At 46.8% G+C, this 15,768-nt stretch carries 13 protein-coding genes and 1 pseudogene; 2 read left to right on the forward strand and 12 right to left on the reverse strand.

What is annotated here, in order from left to right:
- Positions 1-78 precede the first annotated feature (78 nt).
- The 4 genes and pseudogenes from DFQ00_RS16735 to leuB all read right to left on the reverse strand — a co-directional run.
- A pseudogene (locus DFQ00_RS16735) lies at positions 79-705 on the reverse strand (histidine kinase dimerization/phospho-acceptor domain-containing protein); the annotation flags it as partial.
- Positions 706-1,063: 358 nt separating this feature from the next.
- Entirely contained in the window at positions 1,064-1,480 is a 417-nt protein-coding gene (locus DFQ00_RS16740) for a hypothetical protein (RefSeq protein ID WP_110897645.1), read from the reverse strand.
- 355 nt (positions 1,481-1,835) lie between these two features.
- Positions 1,836-2,375, reverse strand: a complete 540-nt coding sequence (locus tag DFQ00_RS16745; RefSeq protein ID WP_110897646.1) for a peroxiredoxin — start codon at positions 2,373-2,375, stop codon at positions 1,836-1,838.
- A gap of 350 nt (positions 2,376-2,725) precedes the next feature.
- A complete protein-coding gene (leuB, locus tag DFQ00_RS16750) occupies positions 2,726-3,811 on the reverse strand; it encodes a 3-isopropylmalate dehydrogenase (RefSeq protein WP_110897647.1) in 1,086 nt (361 codons plus the stop codon).
- A gap of 270 nt (positions 3,812-4,081) precedes the next feature.
- On the opposite strand from leuB, the gene DFQ00_RS16755 reads away from it, so the two are divergent.
- Complete coding sequence (locus DFQ00_RS16755) at positions 4,082-5,062, forward strand: aldo/keto reductase (protein ID WP_110897648.1); 981 nt, start codon at positions 4,082-4,084, stop codon at positions 5,060-5,062.
- Between the two features lie 140 nt (positions 5,063-5,202).
- Here DFQ00_RS16755 and DFQ00_RS16760 read toward each other — a convergent pair whose 3' ends face one another.
- The 4 genes from DFQ00_RS16760 to ilvB form a co-directional block, all read right to left on the reverse strand.
- A complete protein-coding gene (locus tag DFQ00_RS16760) occupies positions 5,203-6,744 on the reverse strand; it encodes a 2-isopropylmalate synthase (RefSeq protein ID WP_110897649.1) in 1,542 nt (513 codons plus the stop codon).
- Between the two features lie 115 nt (positions 6,745-6,859).
- A complete protein-coding gene (gene ilvC, locus DFQ00_RS16765; protein WP_090922211.1) occupies positions 6,860-7,852 on the reverse strand; it encodes a ketol-acid reductoisomerase in 993 nt (330 codons plus the stop codon).
- A 327-nt stretch (positions 7,853-8,179) separates the two neighbouring features.
- Complete coding sequence (ilvN, locus tag DFQ00_RS16770) at positions 8,180-8,662, reverse strand: acetolactate synthase small subunit (RefSeq protein ID WP_110897650.1); 483 nt, start codon at positions 8,660-8,662, stop codon at positions 8,180-8,182.
- Positions 8,659-10,410 carry a biosynthetic-type acetolactate synthase large subunit gene (ilvB, locus tag DFQ00_RS16775; RefSeq protein ID WP_110897651.1) on the reverse strand — a complete coding sequence of 584 codons (1,752 nt, stop codon included), beginning with the start codon at positions 10,408-10,410 and terminating at the stop codon, positions 8,659-8,661. Before ilvB ends, ilvN begins: the two co-directional genes overlap by 4 nt.
- A gap of 599 nt (positions 10,411-11,009) precedes the next feature.
- Between ilvB and DFQ00_RS16780 the strand changes: the two genes are divergently transcribed.
- Positions 11,010-11,459, forward strand: coding sequence for a GNAT family N-acetyltransferase (locus DFQ00_RS16780; protein WP_425271037.1), 450 nt, complete (start codon positions 11,010-11,012; stop codon positions 11,457-11,459).
- Here the strand turns inward: DFQ00_RS16780 and DFQ00_RS29230 are convergent.
- From DFQ00_RS29230 to DFQ00_RS16800, 4 genes are all read right to left on the reverse strand, one after another.
- Complete coding sequence (locus DFQ00_RS29230) at positions 11,456-11,836, reverse strand: hypothetical protein (protein WP_110897653.1); 381 nt, start codon at positions 11,834-11,836, stop codon at positions 11,456-11,458. The two genes, DFQ00_RS16780 and DFQ00_RS29230, sit on opposite strands and share 4 nt — an antisense overlap.
- A 179-nt stretch (positions 11,837-12,015) precedes the next feature.
- Complete coding sequence (locus DFQ00_RS16790) at positions 12,016-12,978, reverse strand: ABC transporter permease (RefSeq protein WP_110897654.1); 963 nt, start codon at positions 12,976-12,978, stop codon at positions 12,016-12,018.
- On the reverse strand, positions 12,979-14,058 hold the full coding sequence (locus DFQ00_RS16795; protein ID WP_110897655.1) for an ABC transporter permease: 1,080 nt from the start codon (positions 14,056-14,058) through the stop codon (positions 12,979-12,981).
- Entirely contained in the window at positions 14,051-15,589 is a 1,539-nt protein-coding gene (locus DFQ00_RS16800; protein WP_110897656.1) for an ABC transporter ATP-binding protein, read from the reverse strand. Before DFQ00_RS16800 ends, DFQ00_RS16795 begins: the two co-directional genes overlap by 8 nt.
- Positions 15,590-15,768 lie beyond the last annotated feature (179 nt).

The raw sequence follows: 15,768 nt of genomic DNA on the forward strand, positions 1-15,768 counted from the left end.
ATGGAACCGCCACCTTTCGGAGTTTGTAGGGGTACAAACATTTTACCGAGGCTGCGGTTCTTTTTCTACCTTTTATTGGTTATTCAACACGCGTGAAATAATATCGTTAGCCCGATCAATCTCCGTTAATATTATTCGTGCATATTCGTCTTTGCCAAGCTGCAGCAGATGGGGACGTAGCAACTGGATGAAACCACGAATAGCGGTTAACGGATTGCGAATCTCATGGGCAATGGAGGCAGAGATACGTCCAAGCATTGCCAGCTTGTCATTCTGATAGGCGGTTTGCTCAATCTGTTTGTAATCCGATACATCCTTCACGCTAAATAGAAAATCACCATCCATCTGATCACCGTAGGTAACCGTCACGAGCCAGTGCCTTCCGTATTCATCTGTCAATTCATGGTAACGCTTACGGTGAAAGATTGTCTCCCGATAAATTCTTAAAATTTTCTTTTTCTTGAATCGACTCATCTGAGGTAGACTGAGCATCTGCATCAACGTACATCCACTTAACAGATCTCTGGGCAGTTCCAGCAACTTGGCCATCTGAACATTAATAAACGTCAAGATACCACGGTTGTCAAACAGCATAATTCCGCTATCCATGTGTTCCAAAACATTTTCATACTTATTGTAATCCAGATGCACTTGAGGAGGTACATCTGCTCGCTGAGGCACTGTATCCTGAAATTCACTAATCAATTCAGGTTCCTCCTTTTCACGTAAATGATAAACATTGCCATACGGACATCATATCATCACAGAAACAGGAAGGGCCGATTTAAGTTCATTACCGGGTTCCTTTCCAAACTTCTCTCATTGCCAGACGAAAACTTAAAGCATTGCTCCGTCTCTTTTTCAAGTCTGTTTTTATCATAGACAAGTTTGGGGAAGAGAGTCAATCGGAGAAAGTGTCGAATGGAAATTATTTTGCAAAAATGGTAGCAAATACGGACATAAACCACAAAAAAACGAAGCCTCCTCACCTTAAAGGTAATTCAGCTTCGTCTAGTATCGTTATATTGAATGTAATGCGTGCATATTATGTCTCGTTACAAATCTATAGTCCCGTTTTGTTATGCTGAATTTTCAACTTGCGTTGACTCATGACGGCAAGACGACGTTTCAACTCGCTCTCCCACTTCTCATCCTGCATTTCCTTGGCGAGCCGTAGCAGATCCAGTGACATATCAATCTGACGTTGTACAATCACCATCGCATCTTCACTTTCACGATTGACGCAATTTTCGAAGATCGCATCCTCGTCTTCTGTGACATAGTCTTGAAAATCAATCTCGGAAGCTCCATCGCCATGCGCATACTCAGCAAGAATCTCATACTCATTCTCAACCTTGTAATGCACCTCAACCCGGTGACACACCGGACAAAACAGCAGGGGAACATTATGAACCTGGGTGCGGTAATGCTTCAGCGTGCCCTTCGTTCCCACCATACTAGCCCCACAACAGTAACTCATTTTTGTTCACCCTCCTTATTAGGTGCCGGAATGTATTTATTACGCCATCCCGTGCACTTCAACAACGTTCGAAAGGGAATCGTGTTCAAACAGTGTATCACATTTATAAATAAATTATAAATGCGGAGCACCGGAATAATTACCGGGTTTCCATACCCTATTCGCCTTACAAGCCTTCAATTCCTCTTTCCTCTACCCAAAATAAAGATAATCTTCTATTACATTATTAACACGTCTGAAAGCTTGTTCAAACACTTTGATTAAGATAACGCTCTATCTTTGAAAAAGGTTGCAAAAAGCCCTCAATCCCGAGTGGGATGAGGGCTTGAACATAAAGAGTTCAAGTAAACACGGCTTACAGGTTTTTGTCGCCTGGTTTCCAGTTCATTGCACACAATCCGCCGGATTGAAGTGCTTGCAGTACGCGAAGAGTTTCCTCAACACTGCGGCCTACATCGTTGTGGTTAACCACTTGATATTTCAATTCGCCTTCTGGATCAATGATGAACAGACCGCGCAATGCTACGCCCTCTTCTTCGATCAGAACGCCGTAATCTTTAGCAACTTGCTTCGTGATGTCAGAAGCGAGCGGGAAGCTCAACTGACCGAGGCCATTGCTGTCTTTTGGTGTGTTGATCCATGCTTTGTGGCTGTGTACGGAGTCTACGCTCACGCCAAGGATTTCTGTATCCAAAGCTTTGAATTGCTCGGAAGCGTCGCTCAAAGCTGTAATTTCAGTTGGGCACACAAATGTGAAGTCCAAAGGATAAAAGAAGAATACGAGCCATTTGCCACGGTAATCGGACAATTTAACGGAACCAAAATCTTGTCCGTCTCCCGATACTGTTTCCATTGCGAAATCTGGTGCTGGTCTACCAACCAAACGTTCTGCCATAACTAAAAATTCCTCCTTTGGGATTATGTAAGCAACCCTATAGATTGCTCATCATCAGGATGCACGCAGGGCGCTTGTCCTGTCATTAATCAGTTTGATACTTGTTCTCAAGTACATATAAAATGTTATCATCCGTACTTCTCAAAGTCAAGATTATAAACGTTATTTTTTTATAATTATTATAAATAAGAAATTTTCGTGCCAACATCGCAAAAGAACAGCCCTCTGTTTTTTCCATGATCGGAACCAACATAGGTGGTTTAACATGGGAAGCAAAGGGCTGTCTGTTATATATCACAGAATGTTGATTCTTCTATGACATCTTGTTATAGGGAATTAAACTGGCACGCTTAGGCTTTTTTCTGAATAGCTGCGACAATCAGATCGCCCATCTCTGTAGTGCTGATGGCTTTGCTCTTGTCTACAGCGATATCACTTGTACGGTGGCCCGCATTCAATACGTTGGCTACCGCTTCTTCAATGGCATCTGCACCTTCTGCGTATCCAAACGTTGTACGGAACATCAAGGCCAGCGACAGAATGGTTGCAATCGGGTTCGCCAATCCTTGACCAGCAATATCCGGTGCAGAGCCGTGAACTGGCTCATACAGCCCGAAGCTTCCTTCGCCCAGGGATGCGGAGGCAAGCATACCGATGGAACCCGTCAGCATTGCCGCTTCATCACTCAAAATGTCACCAAACATATTCTCCGTTACGATAACGTCAAAGCTTGCTGGACGGCGCAGCAGCTGCATTGCACAGTTGTCTACAAGCACGTGCTCCAGTTCAACGTCCGGGTAATCCGGGGCTACCCGGTTAACCACTTCACGCCAGAGGCGGGACGTTTCCAGCACGTTTGCTTTGTCGACGGAAGCCAGCTTTTTGCGGCGTCCCTGAGCGATCTCGAATGCTTGGCGAACGATGCGCTCAACTTCTGCGACGTTGTAAGCACAAGTGTCCACAGCCTCTTCTCCCTGAGCACTTTCACGTCTGAACTTCTCCCCGAAATAAATACCGCCAGTCAGTTCACGAACAACCATCAGGTCAGTGCCTTCAAGCACCTCAGGCTTCAGTGTGGAGGCGTCTTTCAAGCAGTCAAATACGACAGCCGGACGCAGGTTGGAGAACAAGCCAAGCGCTTTGCGGATACCCAGCAAACCAGTTTCAGGACGCAGCTCCTTGCTGTTATTGTCCCATTTCGGTCCGCCAACTGCGCCGAGCAGCACTGCATCTGCATTTTTACATACTGTCAAAGTCTCTTCCGGCAGCGGTGTGCCCTTCTCGTCAATCGCAATACCGCCAAACAGAGCATGCTCTGTTTCAAAACGATAACCGAACACTTCCTCTGTACGTTTCAGAACTTTCTCAGCCTCGGCCACCACTTCAGGACCAATTCCGTCACCTGCGATTACCGCAATTTTTTTCACGTCTGCCATAGGTTGTACACTCCCTCTTATTCAATCATTCTTATAGTCTCTTGCTTGCTGTTTAAGCTTCGTCTCATTAATAACTCTCTTCTTTGTATCATATTCTACAGTCATTTGACCAAGATATACAATCTATGACTTTAATAGCTTTTGCCTATAAGACTTGGTTTGTACGCTTGCTTGGAGGCCAAACATGCCTGCTTGCGTATTGTTCCTCAGAACAGTGTAGGGTAAAATATACCTGAGTCAAAATCAGGAATGCTGGAGGGATGTTAAACCATGCAATACTCGTATCTGGGTAAATCAGGCCTTAAAGTCAGCCGCATCTGTCTTGGAACGATGAACTTTGGACCTGCTACGGACGAAAAAGAAGCTTTCCGCATCATGGATGCAGCACTGGATGCCGGCGTGAACTTTTTTGATACCGCTAACATTTATGGCTGGGGAGAAAATTCCGGTCTGACCGAAGAGATTATCGGCCGCTGGTTCAAGCAGGGCGGCGGACGGCGAGAAAAGGTTGTGCTTGCCACCAAAGTCTATGGCTCCATGCATGATGAGACAGACGGACCGAACAACGAGGCTGGTCTTTCTGCATACAAAATCAGACGCCATCTTGAAGGTTCGCTTCAGCGTCTGCAAACAGATCATATCGAGCTTTATCAGATGCACCATGTTGATCCTGCCGTTACGTGGGACGAGCTGTGGGGAGCATTTGAACATGCCGTATATCAGGGGAAAATCGGATATGTGGGTTCAAGCAACTTCGCCGCCTGGCAGATCGCTCTCGCCCAAAGTGAAGCCAAAAACCGCCATTTCCTCGGACTCGTGTCCGAGCAGCATAAATATAGCCTGAACTGCCGGCTTCCTGAGCTGGAGGTACTGCCAGCTGCCAAAGCGTTAGGTCTTGGCGTTATCCCGTGGAGCCCGCTGGATGGGGGATTCCTGGGACGTAATGCGCTACAGAAGCTTGAAGGCACTCGCAGCGGCGGCATCGCAGAGCGCATTGAACAGCAGCAGTCACAGCTAGAGGATTTCGCAGCTCTATGCCATGATCTGGGCGAGCCTCAGGACACGGTAGCCCTTGCCTGGGTTGCAGCCAATCCGGCAGTTACAGCACCAATCATCGGTCCACGCACGCTCGAGCAATTCGAAACGGCATTGAAATGCCTTGAACTGACACTGGATGAATCAACGCTTCAACGTCTGGATGAGATTTTCCCTGGCCCTGGCGGGCACGCGCCTAACGCGTACGCATGGTAATTTAATAAAATAAGGTTGTCATGAGAAAAGTCTGACCCTGCTGGACTGTTTATATTATATCAACGTGTTAACCGCGTTGATATGACACGAACAGCAGACTCCAGCGAGTCAGACTTTTTAGGTGCTCAAGTGCTCATCATCTATAAATTTACATTTACACGATTCGTGTACGTTTTACGTTTCTCGATCAGTTGGTTCAAGCCGTCCACATATGCACGCGCACTTGCGCCAAGGATATCAGTGCTTACACCCCGTCCTTGAACAGAGACCTGGTTTTGCGTCAATACAACATGAACTTCACCAAGCGCATCTTTGCCATGTGTAACGGATTTAATGGAATAATCAGACAGCGTAACCTCTTCTCCGCTCACCTGATCAATCGCATTGTAGATCGCATCCACCGAACCATTACCTTCTGCCTGCTTCTCGACCGTTTGGCCATCCAACGTAGTAATGCGCACCTTGGCCGCAGGTACAGACTCGTCACCATACGTTACAAAGATTGATTCCAGTTTGTACACCTCAGGTGCATCCTGCAGCTTCTCTTCGATTACCGCAAGCAGATCCTCATCCGTAACTTCTTTTTTCTTATCGGCTAAATCTTTGAACTGTGCAAACGCTCGATTCAGCGCTTCTTCATCCAGTTCATACCCCAGATCAATCAGGCGTTCGCGGAACGCGTGGCGGCCAGAGTGTTTACCCAGCACCAGCTTGCTCTCTTTCAAACCAATCGTTTCTGGTGTCATGATCTCATACGTTGTTTTTTCCTTAAGCATGCCATCCTGGTGAATACCGGATTCATGTGCAAATGCGTTTGCACCAACAATCGCCTTGTTCCCCGGAACAACCATGCCCGTCAGACGGCTAACCAAACGGCTGGTACGTGCAATTTCGGACAATTGCAGCGTCGTTTTGGCTTGGAAAAACTCCTGACGTGTCTCCAGCGCCATAGCAATCTCTTCAATCGCCGTGTTGCCCGCACGCTCCCCAATCCCGTTGATGGTGCCTTCAATCTGATCCGCTCCGTTCAGGATCGCAGCAAGCGTATTCGCTGTTGCCATACCCAAATCGTTGTGACAGTGCGCACTCAGCTGTACTTTATCAATGTTGTGAACGTTCTCTTTCAGGTGTTTGAAAATATTTCCATATTCGTATGGACTCAGATATCCGACTGTATCGGGAATATTCACGACAGAAGCGCCCTCTTCAACCGCCATATTGACCATTTCCACGAGAAAATCATATTCTGTACGACCTGCATCCTCTAAAGAGAATTCGATCTTGGAAAATGTTTTCTTCGCATAACGGATTGCAGAGCGTGCCGTATCCAGCACCTGGCCCTTATCCATACGCAGCTTATGCTGACGATGAATGGGCGAGGTCGCCAGGAATACGTGAATACACGGGTCCTGTGCACCTTTAAGCGCTTCTTTAACCGCATCAATATCCTGCTCTCTGGAGCGGGACAAGCCAATCACTGTAACATTTTTAACCGCTTTCGCTACGGCGTTGACTGCGGCCAAGTCGCCTGGAGATGCCGCCGGGAAACCCGCTTCCATCCGGTCAATGCCAAGTCGCTCCAGTTGATGGGCAATCTCCACCTTCTCACGAGTGTTCAGATTGACTCCCGGAGATTGCTCTCCATCACGCAGCGTTGTATCAAAAACGTAAATTTTACGCACGCCTCGCACCTCCTGCTTCGATATGTTTCCACAAACCAGAATAGCGGCTCACGCATAAGCACGGCCGCTATTTCCAGTTCACGCTGTAAGTTGCTTGTTATTTCAAAAGCCGTTATTACTTCTTGATCCAGTGCATCATTTCACGCAATTGTCCGCCAACCACTTCGATTGGGTGTTCAGCTTCGTTACGACGTGTAGCTGTCAGGAATGCACGGCCGGATTGGTTTTCCAGGATGAAGTCACGTGCGAATTTACCTTGTTGAATATCGGAAAGCACTTCTTTCATTGCTTTCTTCGTATCTTCAGTTACCACGCGAGGTCCAGTTACATAGTCACCGTACTCAGCTGTGTTACTGATGGAATCACGCATGCTTGCAAGTCCACCTTCGTACATCATGTCCACGATCAGCTTCAATTCGTGCAGACACTCGAAGTACGCCATTTCTGGAGCATAACCAGCTTCTGTCAACGTTTCGAATCCAGCTTTAACGAGGGCACTTACACCGCCACACAGAACCGCTTGCTCACCGAACAAGTCTGTTTCTGTTTCTTCACGGAAAGAAGTTTCGATAACGCCTGCACGTGTACAACCGATTCCTTTAGCATAAGCGAGACCGATGTCTTTCGCTTTACCTGTTGCATCTTTTTCAATGGCGATCAGACCAGGAACACCGAATCCTTCTACATAGGTACGACGTACCATGTGACCAGGGGACTTAGGAGCTACCAGCAATACATCGCTGTCTTTAGGAGCAACGATTTGGCCGAAGTGAACGTTGAAACCGTGAGAGAAGAGCAATGCTGCGCCTTTTTTCAGGTTTGGTTCGATTTCGTTTTTGTATACAGAAGCTTGTGTTTCATCGGGCAGCAAGATTTGAACCACATCAGCACGGCTAGTTGCTTCAGCCGGAGACAAAACTTCAAATCCATCATTTTTAGCAGCGTCAAAAGATTTACCTTCACGAAGTCCGATGACTACGTTCAATCCGCTGTCACGCAGGTTTTGCGCCTGAGCATGACCTTGGCTACCATATCCGATCACCGCGATCGTTTTTCCTTTCAATACGCTAAGCTCTGCATCCTGTTCATAATAAGTAGTTACTGGCATGTTATAAGTCCTCCTTTGTATTGTAAAGAACCCTTCATTAATGAGCGGGTGTCTCAATGGACCTGTCCTGTAATCCTGACCCAGCAAGTAGCCAGAACAGACTGTTCGCTGCTGAAGCCGCGATGCATGATCCGTTCAGACACCCGCTCGTTAATGCGGGGGTGTGGCTGTCTTTTCAAGCGTTACATCACTAAAATGTTACCTTACAGCAGATAGCGGACTGACATATGTTCAACAGATAGCCTTCTTGTTCAACTAACCGTGCACTTTCACAATGATACCATCGTGTTCATGCATGTCTCAGCCCGTCCTGAAACCATTATACCTTTATACGTTGCCACGTACCAATGCAGTAACACCTGTACGGGACAATTCACGAATGCCATATGGCTTGAGCAATTCAATCATGGCATCAATTTTATCCGTATCTCCAACCGCCTGAATCATCAGACTTGTTGGTCCAACATCTACAACGGATGCGCGGAATGTTTCTACCACACCCAAAATTTCCGGACGCTCGGAAGGTTCTGCCTTCACCTTGATCAGCGCGAGTTCACGAGCAACCATCGGCTTCAGGCTAAAATCAACTACCTTGATGACATCAATAATTTTGTACAGCTGCTTCTCAATCTGCTCGAGAGTTTTGTCATCACCAATGGTAACAATGACCATCCGGGATAGTCCAGGCTCTTCAGACTGTCCTACCGTAATGCTCTCAATGTTATAGCCGCGACGACCAAACAATCCGGATACACGCTGGAGGACGCCAGGCTGGTCATTAACCAATATGGAAATCGTATGTCTTATCATTCTTCGCCATCCCCCATCAGCATTTGATCAATTGTCGCTCCCTGCGGAACCATCGGATACACATTTTCATCTTTTCGTACTACGAATTCTACAACGACTGGTCCAGGTGTGTCCAAAGCTTCCTGCCAAGCGCGCTCAGCTTCTTCTTTGTTTGTTGCACGCAGCCCTTTAACACCATATGCTTCAGCCAGCTTCACAAAATCCGGGCTTCCTGCCAGGTCGATATGGCTGTAACGATTTTCATAGATCAGTTCCTGCCACTGGCGTACCATACCAAGAACCTCATTGTTGATAATTACGATTTTAACCGGAATGTTGTTGATTGCACAGATAGCCAGCTCCTGCGAACACATCTGCATTCCACCGTCTCCGTTGATCGAGATAACCAGTCTGTCCGGATTTGCCATCTGGGCACCAATTGCCGAAGGGAATCCAAAGCCCATCGTTCCCAGTCCACCGGACGTTACCCATGAACGCGGCTGATTAAACTTGTAATACTGCGCCGCCCACATCTGATGCTGACCTACATCCGTTGTAACAATCGCTTCACCTTTAGTGGTGTCGTTTAACAATTCAACAACCCATTGCGGTTTCAGCACTTCATCCGAATCCGTATAGGTGTAAGGCTTTTCCTGTTTCCATTGTTTGATCTGATCTCTCCAGGCATCTGCACGTTCAGCACGTCCAACTTCCTTGTTTGCGATCTCCAGTACCGTTTTCACATCGCCTACAATCGGAATATCTGTCGCAATGTTTTTGCCGATTTCTGCCGGATCAATGTCGATATGAACAATTTTCGCATGTGGTGCGAATCCGTCCAGCTTACCCGTTACCCGGTCATCGAATCGAGCACCGATGTTGATGAGCAGGTCGGATTGCTGAATCGCCATGTTCGACGTGTAGGTTCCGTGCATTCCCGGCATTCCAGTCCAAAGCTCATGCCCGCTTGGGAAAGCGCCGAGTCCGAGAAGTGTTGTGGTGATCGGGATGCCTGTCTTCTCTACAAATTCGAAAAGTGCTTCGTGTCCACCGGAGTAAACTACTCCGCCGCCAGCAAGAATCATTGGACGTTCAGCTTCCTGAATCGCTTGTGCCAAACGGTCAACTTGCAGCTTGTTTGGTACCGTCCGTGGATTGTACCCTCTCAATATAACAGGTTCCGTGTGTGGTTCAAACAACGTTTTGTTTGCAGACACGTCTTTCGGAATGTCAATCAGGACTGGTCCTTTACGGCCTGTGTTCGCAATGTGGAACGCTTCATGAATGATACCCGGCAGATCCTTTACATCTTTGACCAGATAGCTGTGTTTGGTGATTGGCATTGTAATGCCCGTAATGTCCGCTTCCTGGAAAGCATCCGAGCCAATCAGGCTAGAAACAACATTACCTGTAATAACAACCAAAGGAACGGAGTCCATATAAGCTGTTGCAATACCGGTTACAAGGTTTGTTGCACCTGGACCCGAAGTTGCGATACAGACACCAACCTTGCCGCTGGCACGTGCATAACCATCAGCTGCATGAATTGCTCCTTGTTCGTGACGCGTAAGAACGTGTTTGAAATCTTCAAAGCCATACATCGCATCATAGATATACAATACGGCGCCGCCTGGATAACCAAATACACACTCAACACCTTCAAGCAGCAAACTTCTCAGCAGAATCTCGGAGCCGCTAATGACCTCCGGCTTCATCCATTTTTCACGTAATGCATCTGTTGATCGTACTTCTGGAATATGAGCTCCCATCAGTCATCCTCCTCTCGGAATTTACACCATTCTGACATTTAAAGTTACAAAAAAAACCTTCCATCCCTGCAAACAAGTTCATGCTTGCGAGGGACGAAAGGTTATCGCTTCCGTGGTACCACCCAACTTTGTCCGAAATTTCGCAATAACGGACCTTACCAGGTATAACAAAACGATGTCCAAACGAACAAAGTCGTCTCCCATACCTGTTGTCTGTAACGCAGACTTACGATTTCCCCTAATAGGCAAGGATTTGACGATCCAATGCTTTTCAGGAAAACAGCTCCGAGGTGAGCTCGTATATAAGGGGTAATGGTGGTGGTTTCAGCAAATCCATCCACTCTCTGAGCAAAAGAGCCCTTAAAACTTCGTCCTCTTCATAGCCGATGAAATATTCTCGTTAAATGTTAGGAACATTATATGATTCCTCTAACCGATAAGTCAATACCTGTTTTAATAAAAATGCACAGAACTCGTTCCGGCTAATATTTCATTCCTAGATTGCCCCAACTTCTAAACTTCATACAGTCACCTTTTGTCTCGTCTCGGGCATAGGATATACAGGCCACACGACTGGCCCCGAAAGGAGGCTCCGTATGATCATTCGTCAACGTTCATCCAAGCTGGATGATAACGCAATTCTAAAACTGATTGATACCCAACTTGTTCCTCTATCTCATATGAGTGAGAAGGAAATTAACAAAATACGCAAAGAAATACCCCTGCGGATGAACAGGGGTATGACCTTTGTGATCTCGCCGGAGCCTGACAAAGCCGCTATAGCTTTCATCCATTTCCTCATGCATGGCGAATTGCTTTATGTGGATATGATGGCCGTCAGCACGAAAGAGCAGCGTAAACGATACGGCCAGACTTTACTTCATAAAGCCGAAAGCTTTGCATTGTCTCGCGGCTGCCGAAGATCAAAAGTCATGGTAGATGAGGGCAACACAAAGGGATGTCATTTTTACCAAAAAAATGGTTATCAAACTCTACGATATATCGGGATGAGTCGCTGCTACGAAATGGAAAAAAGACTATACTCCTAGAAAAATCCTGGTGGTCTTGGACCGGGACCGTAAGGTCCGTAGCCTGGACCCGGACCATACCCAGGCCCCGGACCGTAACCTGGTCCATACCCAGGGCCGTACCCAGGCCCAGGTTTTGGACCGGGGCCGAATCCAGGGCCAAATCCGGGACCAGGACCAAACGCATAAGGCAATGTCGCAATGGCAAGCAAGTCAAACAACACCAGTGGCAAAATAGCTTTGGTACGCACTTTTTTCCCACCTACACGCTTGAGAACCAGCTTATCGCCAGATACCTTGATCAGCTTTCCTGTAACCCGAGTACCATCTTTTTTGATCGCAACAATGTTTTTGCCTATGAGTTTCATCGCTTCAGTACGCGTAACGTGTCTTTTCATACTATCCCTCCTCCTCGGATCATTCAAAACAGTGTATTCGTCCATGACTGGATTCGCCTGTTTCTTTGTCCCTACCGCAAAAGTTGGGTGCTCTTATACAAAAAAAGGCCCGCATAAATGCGGACCTTTCGTATGCTTATAGTTCATTTATTGCACACAAAATCAAATTAGTATATCTGTTACCTCTTACCTGGATCATATGGTTCACCCAGCGCTGATGGAGCCGACGAACGTCCAACCGCAGCCACAAGCACGATAATGGTGAGCAGGTAAGGCAGCATGAAAATAATTTCCTGGGGAATACTCTGCGACCATTCAAACAGTTGAACATAGTTACGAATAGCTTGAGAGAATCCGAAGAATACCGCCGCTCCAAAAGCACCGATCGGATTCCATTTACCAAAGATCATCGCCGCAATAGCAATATAACCTTGACCGGAAACCGTATTGTGTGAGAATGTGCCAGTCGTTGTCAGTGTAATTGCCGCGCCACCAATAGCTGCAAGCGCACCACTGATCATAACTGCAACATAACGGTAACGACGTACTTTAATACCTACTGTATCTGCCGCACTTGGATGTTCACCAACAGAGCGCAAACGCAGTCCAAATGGTGTTTTAAACAAAATGTAATAGGTCAGGAATACAAACAAAATCGCAAGATACGTTGTTGGATACATATTCTTGAAGAAAGCTTCTCCAAGCAAAGGGATATCTTGCAGCAAAGGCACACTAAATTTGCTAAACCCCTGTACCAAGGGTGAATCGCCTGAACCTTCGAACAACAGTTTTACCAGATATAACGTACTTCCTGCTGCCAAAAAGTTGATTACGATACCACTAATAATCTGATCCGCTTTAAAGGTTATGGACGCCACAGCATGGATCAATGAAACAAGCACGCCAAGAACAATAGCAAGTAAAACACCCATCCAGGCCGAGGTTGTACCATCCATACCCGCTTCTTGAGCATAGTGAGCACCGATACCGGCTGCAAAGGCACCAAACACCATAAAGCCTTCAAGACCGAGGTTTGTTACCCCTGATTTTTCCGAGAAAATCCCGCCGAGGGAAGCAAAAATCAATGCCGTAGCAAAGACAAGCGTCGTATTGATAATTTGCCCGATTGTCAACAAGTCCATCTACAACACCTTCTCTTTCTTGCGCTTGGAATAGAACGGTTTAAGTACCCAGCGCACGATGCCTTGTGCAGCAATGAAGAAGATAATCGAACCGATGACAATCCGAATAATCTCAGGTGGTACATCCGCAGCAAAGCTCATACCTGCCGAACCGTATGTGAGCGTACCAAAGAGCAGCGCACCGAGCAGCACTCCAAACGGATGATTCAGACCAATCAAGGCAACCGCAATACCGTCAAAACCAGTACCTGGCGAGCCTGACATTACCGTCTGATACTGGAATACCCCAAGTACCTGGAACGCCCCGCCAAGACCTGCGAGCATACCGCTGATAAACATCGCTTTGACGATATTCCGGTTGACATGCATCCCGGCATACTCCGCTGCATTCGGGTTATAACCTACAGCACGAATTTCAAAGCCCTGTTTCGTTTTCCACATGTAAATATAGAAGAGCACTGCTACAACCAGAGCAATCAACGTTCCTAAGTGAACACGGGAATTACCCATCAATTCAGAAAGCCAAGTCAGACTGATTGAGGCGGAATCGCTAATGTTCACGGAGCGATTCTCTCCCTGTAGCAGCAGAAACTGACGCACAATCAGATTAGCTAAATACAGTCCAATCCAGTTCAGCATAATACTACTGATAACTTCATTGACTCCACGAGTAGCCTTTAAATAACCTGCAATCGCAGCCCAAAGCCCGCCAAATACAGCTCCTGCAATCAAAGCCAGCGGTGCGTGAATATAAATTGGCAAACCTGCAAATTTAACACCGACAAAAGTAGCTGCTGTCATGCCGACCAGAAACTGTCCTTCGCCCCCGATGTTGAACAATCCAGCACGAGCGGCAAAGGCAAATGCCAAACCTGTCATGATCAGTGGAGTCATTTCCCGTACAGCTTCACCGAGGTTGTACATATCCCCAAATACCTTTTTAAACAATGCACTGTACGCCTCAATCGGGTTATAACCGCCGACAAGCATAACAATTCCACCGAGAACAAGTCCCATCAAAATTGCCACGATCGGCAAAATAAATGAATCCCTGGTAAACCATTTTAACACCTTATTCATGCGCAGTACCTCTCTTTTGGGTGCTGCCCGCCATCATCAAGCCGAGCTCCCTGTCATTGGTTTCTTCTGGCAGCACCTCACCTACGATCTGCCCTTCGTAGATCACCGCAATGCGGTCCGAAACGTTCATGATCTCATCCAATTCAAATGAAATGAGGAGAACGGCTTTGCCCTGATCACGCTGTGCAATCAATTGCTTCTGCACAAACTCAATCGCCCCAACATCCAAACCACGAGTCGGTTGGGCTGCAATCAGCAATTCAGGGTTTTTATCCACCTCACGGGCGATAATGGCTTTCTGCTGATTTCCTCCAGACAAAGAACGTGCTTTCGTCTCAATGCTAGGCGTGCGCACGTCAAATGCTTCAACAAGCCGCTTGGCCTGTTTTTTGATTGCTTCAAAGTTCAGGAAACCTTTACGCGTATAAGGCTCCTTGTAATACGATTCAAGCACAATGTTCTCACTTACGGAGAAGTCCAGTACAAGTCCATGCTTGTGTCTATCTTCCGGAATATGCGCAACGCCCGCCTCTGAAATATGACGAGGAGAATGATTGGAGAGCTCTTTTCCTTGCAAACGGATTGATCCGCTGTCCACTTTACGCAAACCTGTGAGAGCTTCGATCAATTCACTTTGGCCGTTGCCATCAACGCCGGCAATACCGACAATCTCTCCAGCACGTACATTAAGGTTCAATTCGTTGAGAACCGCGATGCCTTCTTTATTTTTGGCCATCAGCTTGCTAACCTCAAGCACATTGGCTCCAGGTGTTGCAGGCTTCTTGTCCACTTTAAATGTTACATTGCGGCCGACCATTTTTTCTGCAAGCTCATTCGGATTTGTTTCCGATGTTTTGACGGAATCAATGACTTTACCTCGACGGATAATCGTTACCGTATCCGAAATCTCCATAATTTCTTTCAGCTTATGGGTAATCAGAATAATCGACTTGCCTTCTGCTACGAGCTTTTTCATGATGACCATCAGCTCTTTGATTTCTTGAGGGGTAAGCACCGCTGTTGGTTCATCAAAGATCAGAATGTCCGCACCGCGATACAACGTTTTGACAATCTCGACACGCTGCTGCATACCGACGGAAATATCATGAATTTTGGCATGCGGATTAACCTTGAGTCCATATTGCTCGGACAAACGCTGCACTTCAGCAGCGGCCTTTTTATAGTTAATATTGAGACCCTTTGTAGGCTCGGACCCCAAAATAATGTTCTCTGTTACCGTGAACGGCTGTACCAGCTTAAAGTGCTGATGCACCATACCGATGCCAAGATCGATTGCCCGGTTTGGACTGTCGATGATGACAGGTTTGCCATTCACTTCAATGGAACCTTCATCCGGCTGATAGAGACCAAAAACAATGTTCATCAATGTTGACTTACCAGCGCCGTTTTCGCCCAGTAGAGCATGAATCTCGCCTTTACGAAGCTGAAGGCTGATGGCGTCGTTGGCAACAATGCCTGGGAAACGCTTCGTTATTTGTTTCAACTCAACGACGGGGGTTGCTGCACCCATGTAATCACCCTTATTACTGATATAGTGTGGTTCCGCAAACGAAAGAAAAAGCTCCTACCGGAGCGTTGCTGAACAAATTCCCAACCTGTACAAATGTTATGATGGCTTGATCAAATGTTCCTCTTTTTACAATCACAAGGCCGGTCAAGACCGGCCTGATGATTATGTTACAGCAGATT

This window comes from Paenibacillus barcinonensis, assembly GCF_003217495.1.
GTDB classification, from domain to species: domain Bacteria; phylum Bacillota; class Bacilli; order Paenibacillales; family Paenibacillaceae; genus Paenibacillus; species Paenibacillus barcinonensis.

Excerpts from the sequence above, each read along its gene's own strand:
- DFQ00_RS16740 (WP_110897645.1), bottom strand. The coding sequence starts at position 1,480 with ATGAGTTACTGTTGTGGGGCTAGTATGGTGGGAACGAAGGGCACGCTG.
- DFQ00_RS16745 (WP_110897646.1), bottom strand. The coding sequence starts at position 2,375 with ATGGCAGAACGTTTGGTTGGTAGACCAGCACCAGATTTCGCAATGGAA.
- leuB (WP_110897647.1), bottom strand. The coding sequence starts at position 3,811 with ATGGCAGACGTGAAAAAAATTGCGGTAATCGCAGGTGACGGAATTGGT.
- DFQ00_RS16755 (WP_110897648.1), top strand. The coding sequence starts at position 4,082 with ATGCAATACTCGTATCTGGGTAAATCAGGCCTTAAAGTCAGCCGCATC.
- ilvC (WP_090922211.1), bottom strand. The coding sequence starts at position 7,852 with ATGCCAGTAACTACTTATTATGAACAGGATGCAGAGCTTAGCGTATTG.
- ilvN (WP_110897650.1), bottom strand. The coding sequence starts at position 8,662 with ATGATAAGACATACGATTTCCATATTGGTTAATGACCAGCCTGGCGTC.
- ilvB (WP_110897651.1), bottom strand. The coding sequence starts at position 10,410 with ATGGGAGCTCATATTCCAGAAGTACGATCAACAGATGCATTACGTGAA.
- DFQ00_RS29230 (WP_110897653.1), bottom strand. The coding sequence starts at position 11,836 with ATGAAAAGACACGTTACGCGTACTGAAGCGATGAAACTCATAGGCAAA.
- DFQ00_RS16790 (WP_110897654.1), bottom strand. The coding sequence starts at position 12,978 with ATGGACTTGTTGACAATCGGGCAAATTATCAATACGACGCTTGTCTTT.
- DFQ00_RS16795 (WP_110897655.1), bottom strand. The coding sequence starts at position 14,058 with ATGAATAAGGTGTTAAAATGGTTTACCAGGGATTCATTTATTTTGCCG.
- DFQ00_RS16800 (WP_110897656.1), bottom strand. The coding sequence starts at position 15,589 with ATGGGTGCAGCAACCCCCGTCGTTGAGTTGAAACAAATAACGAAGCGT.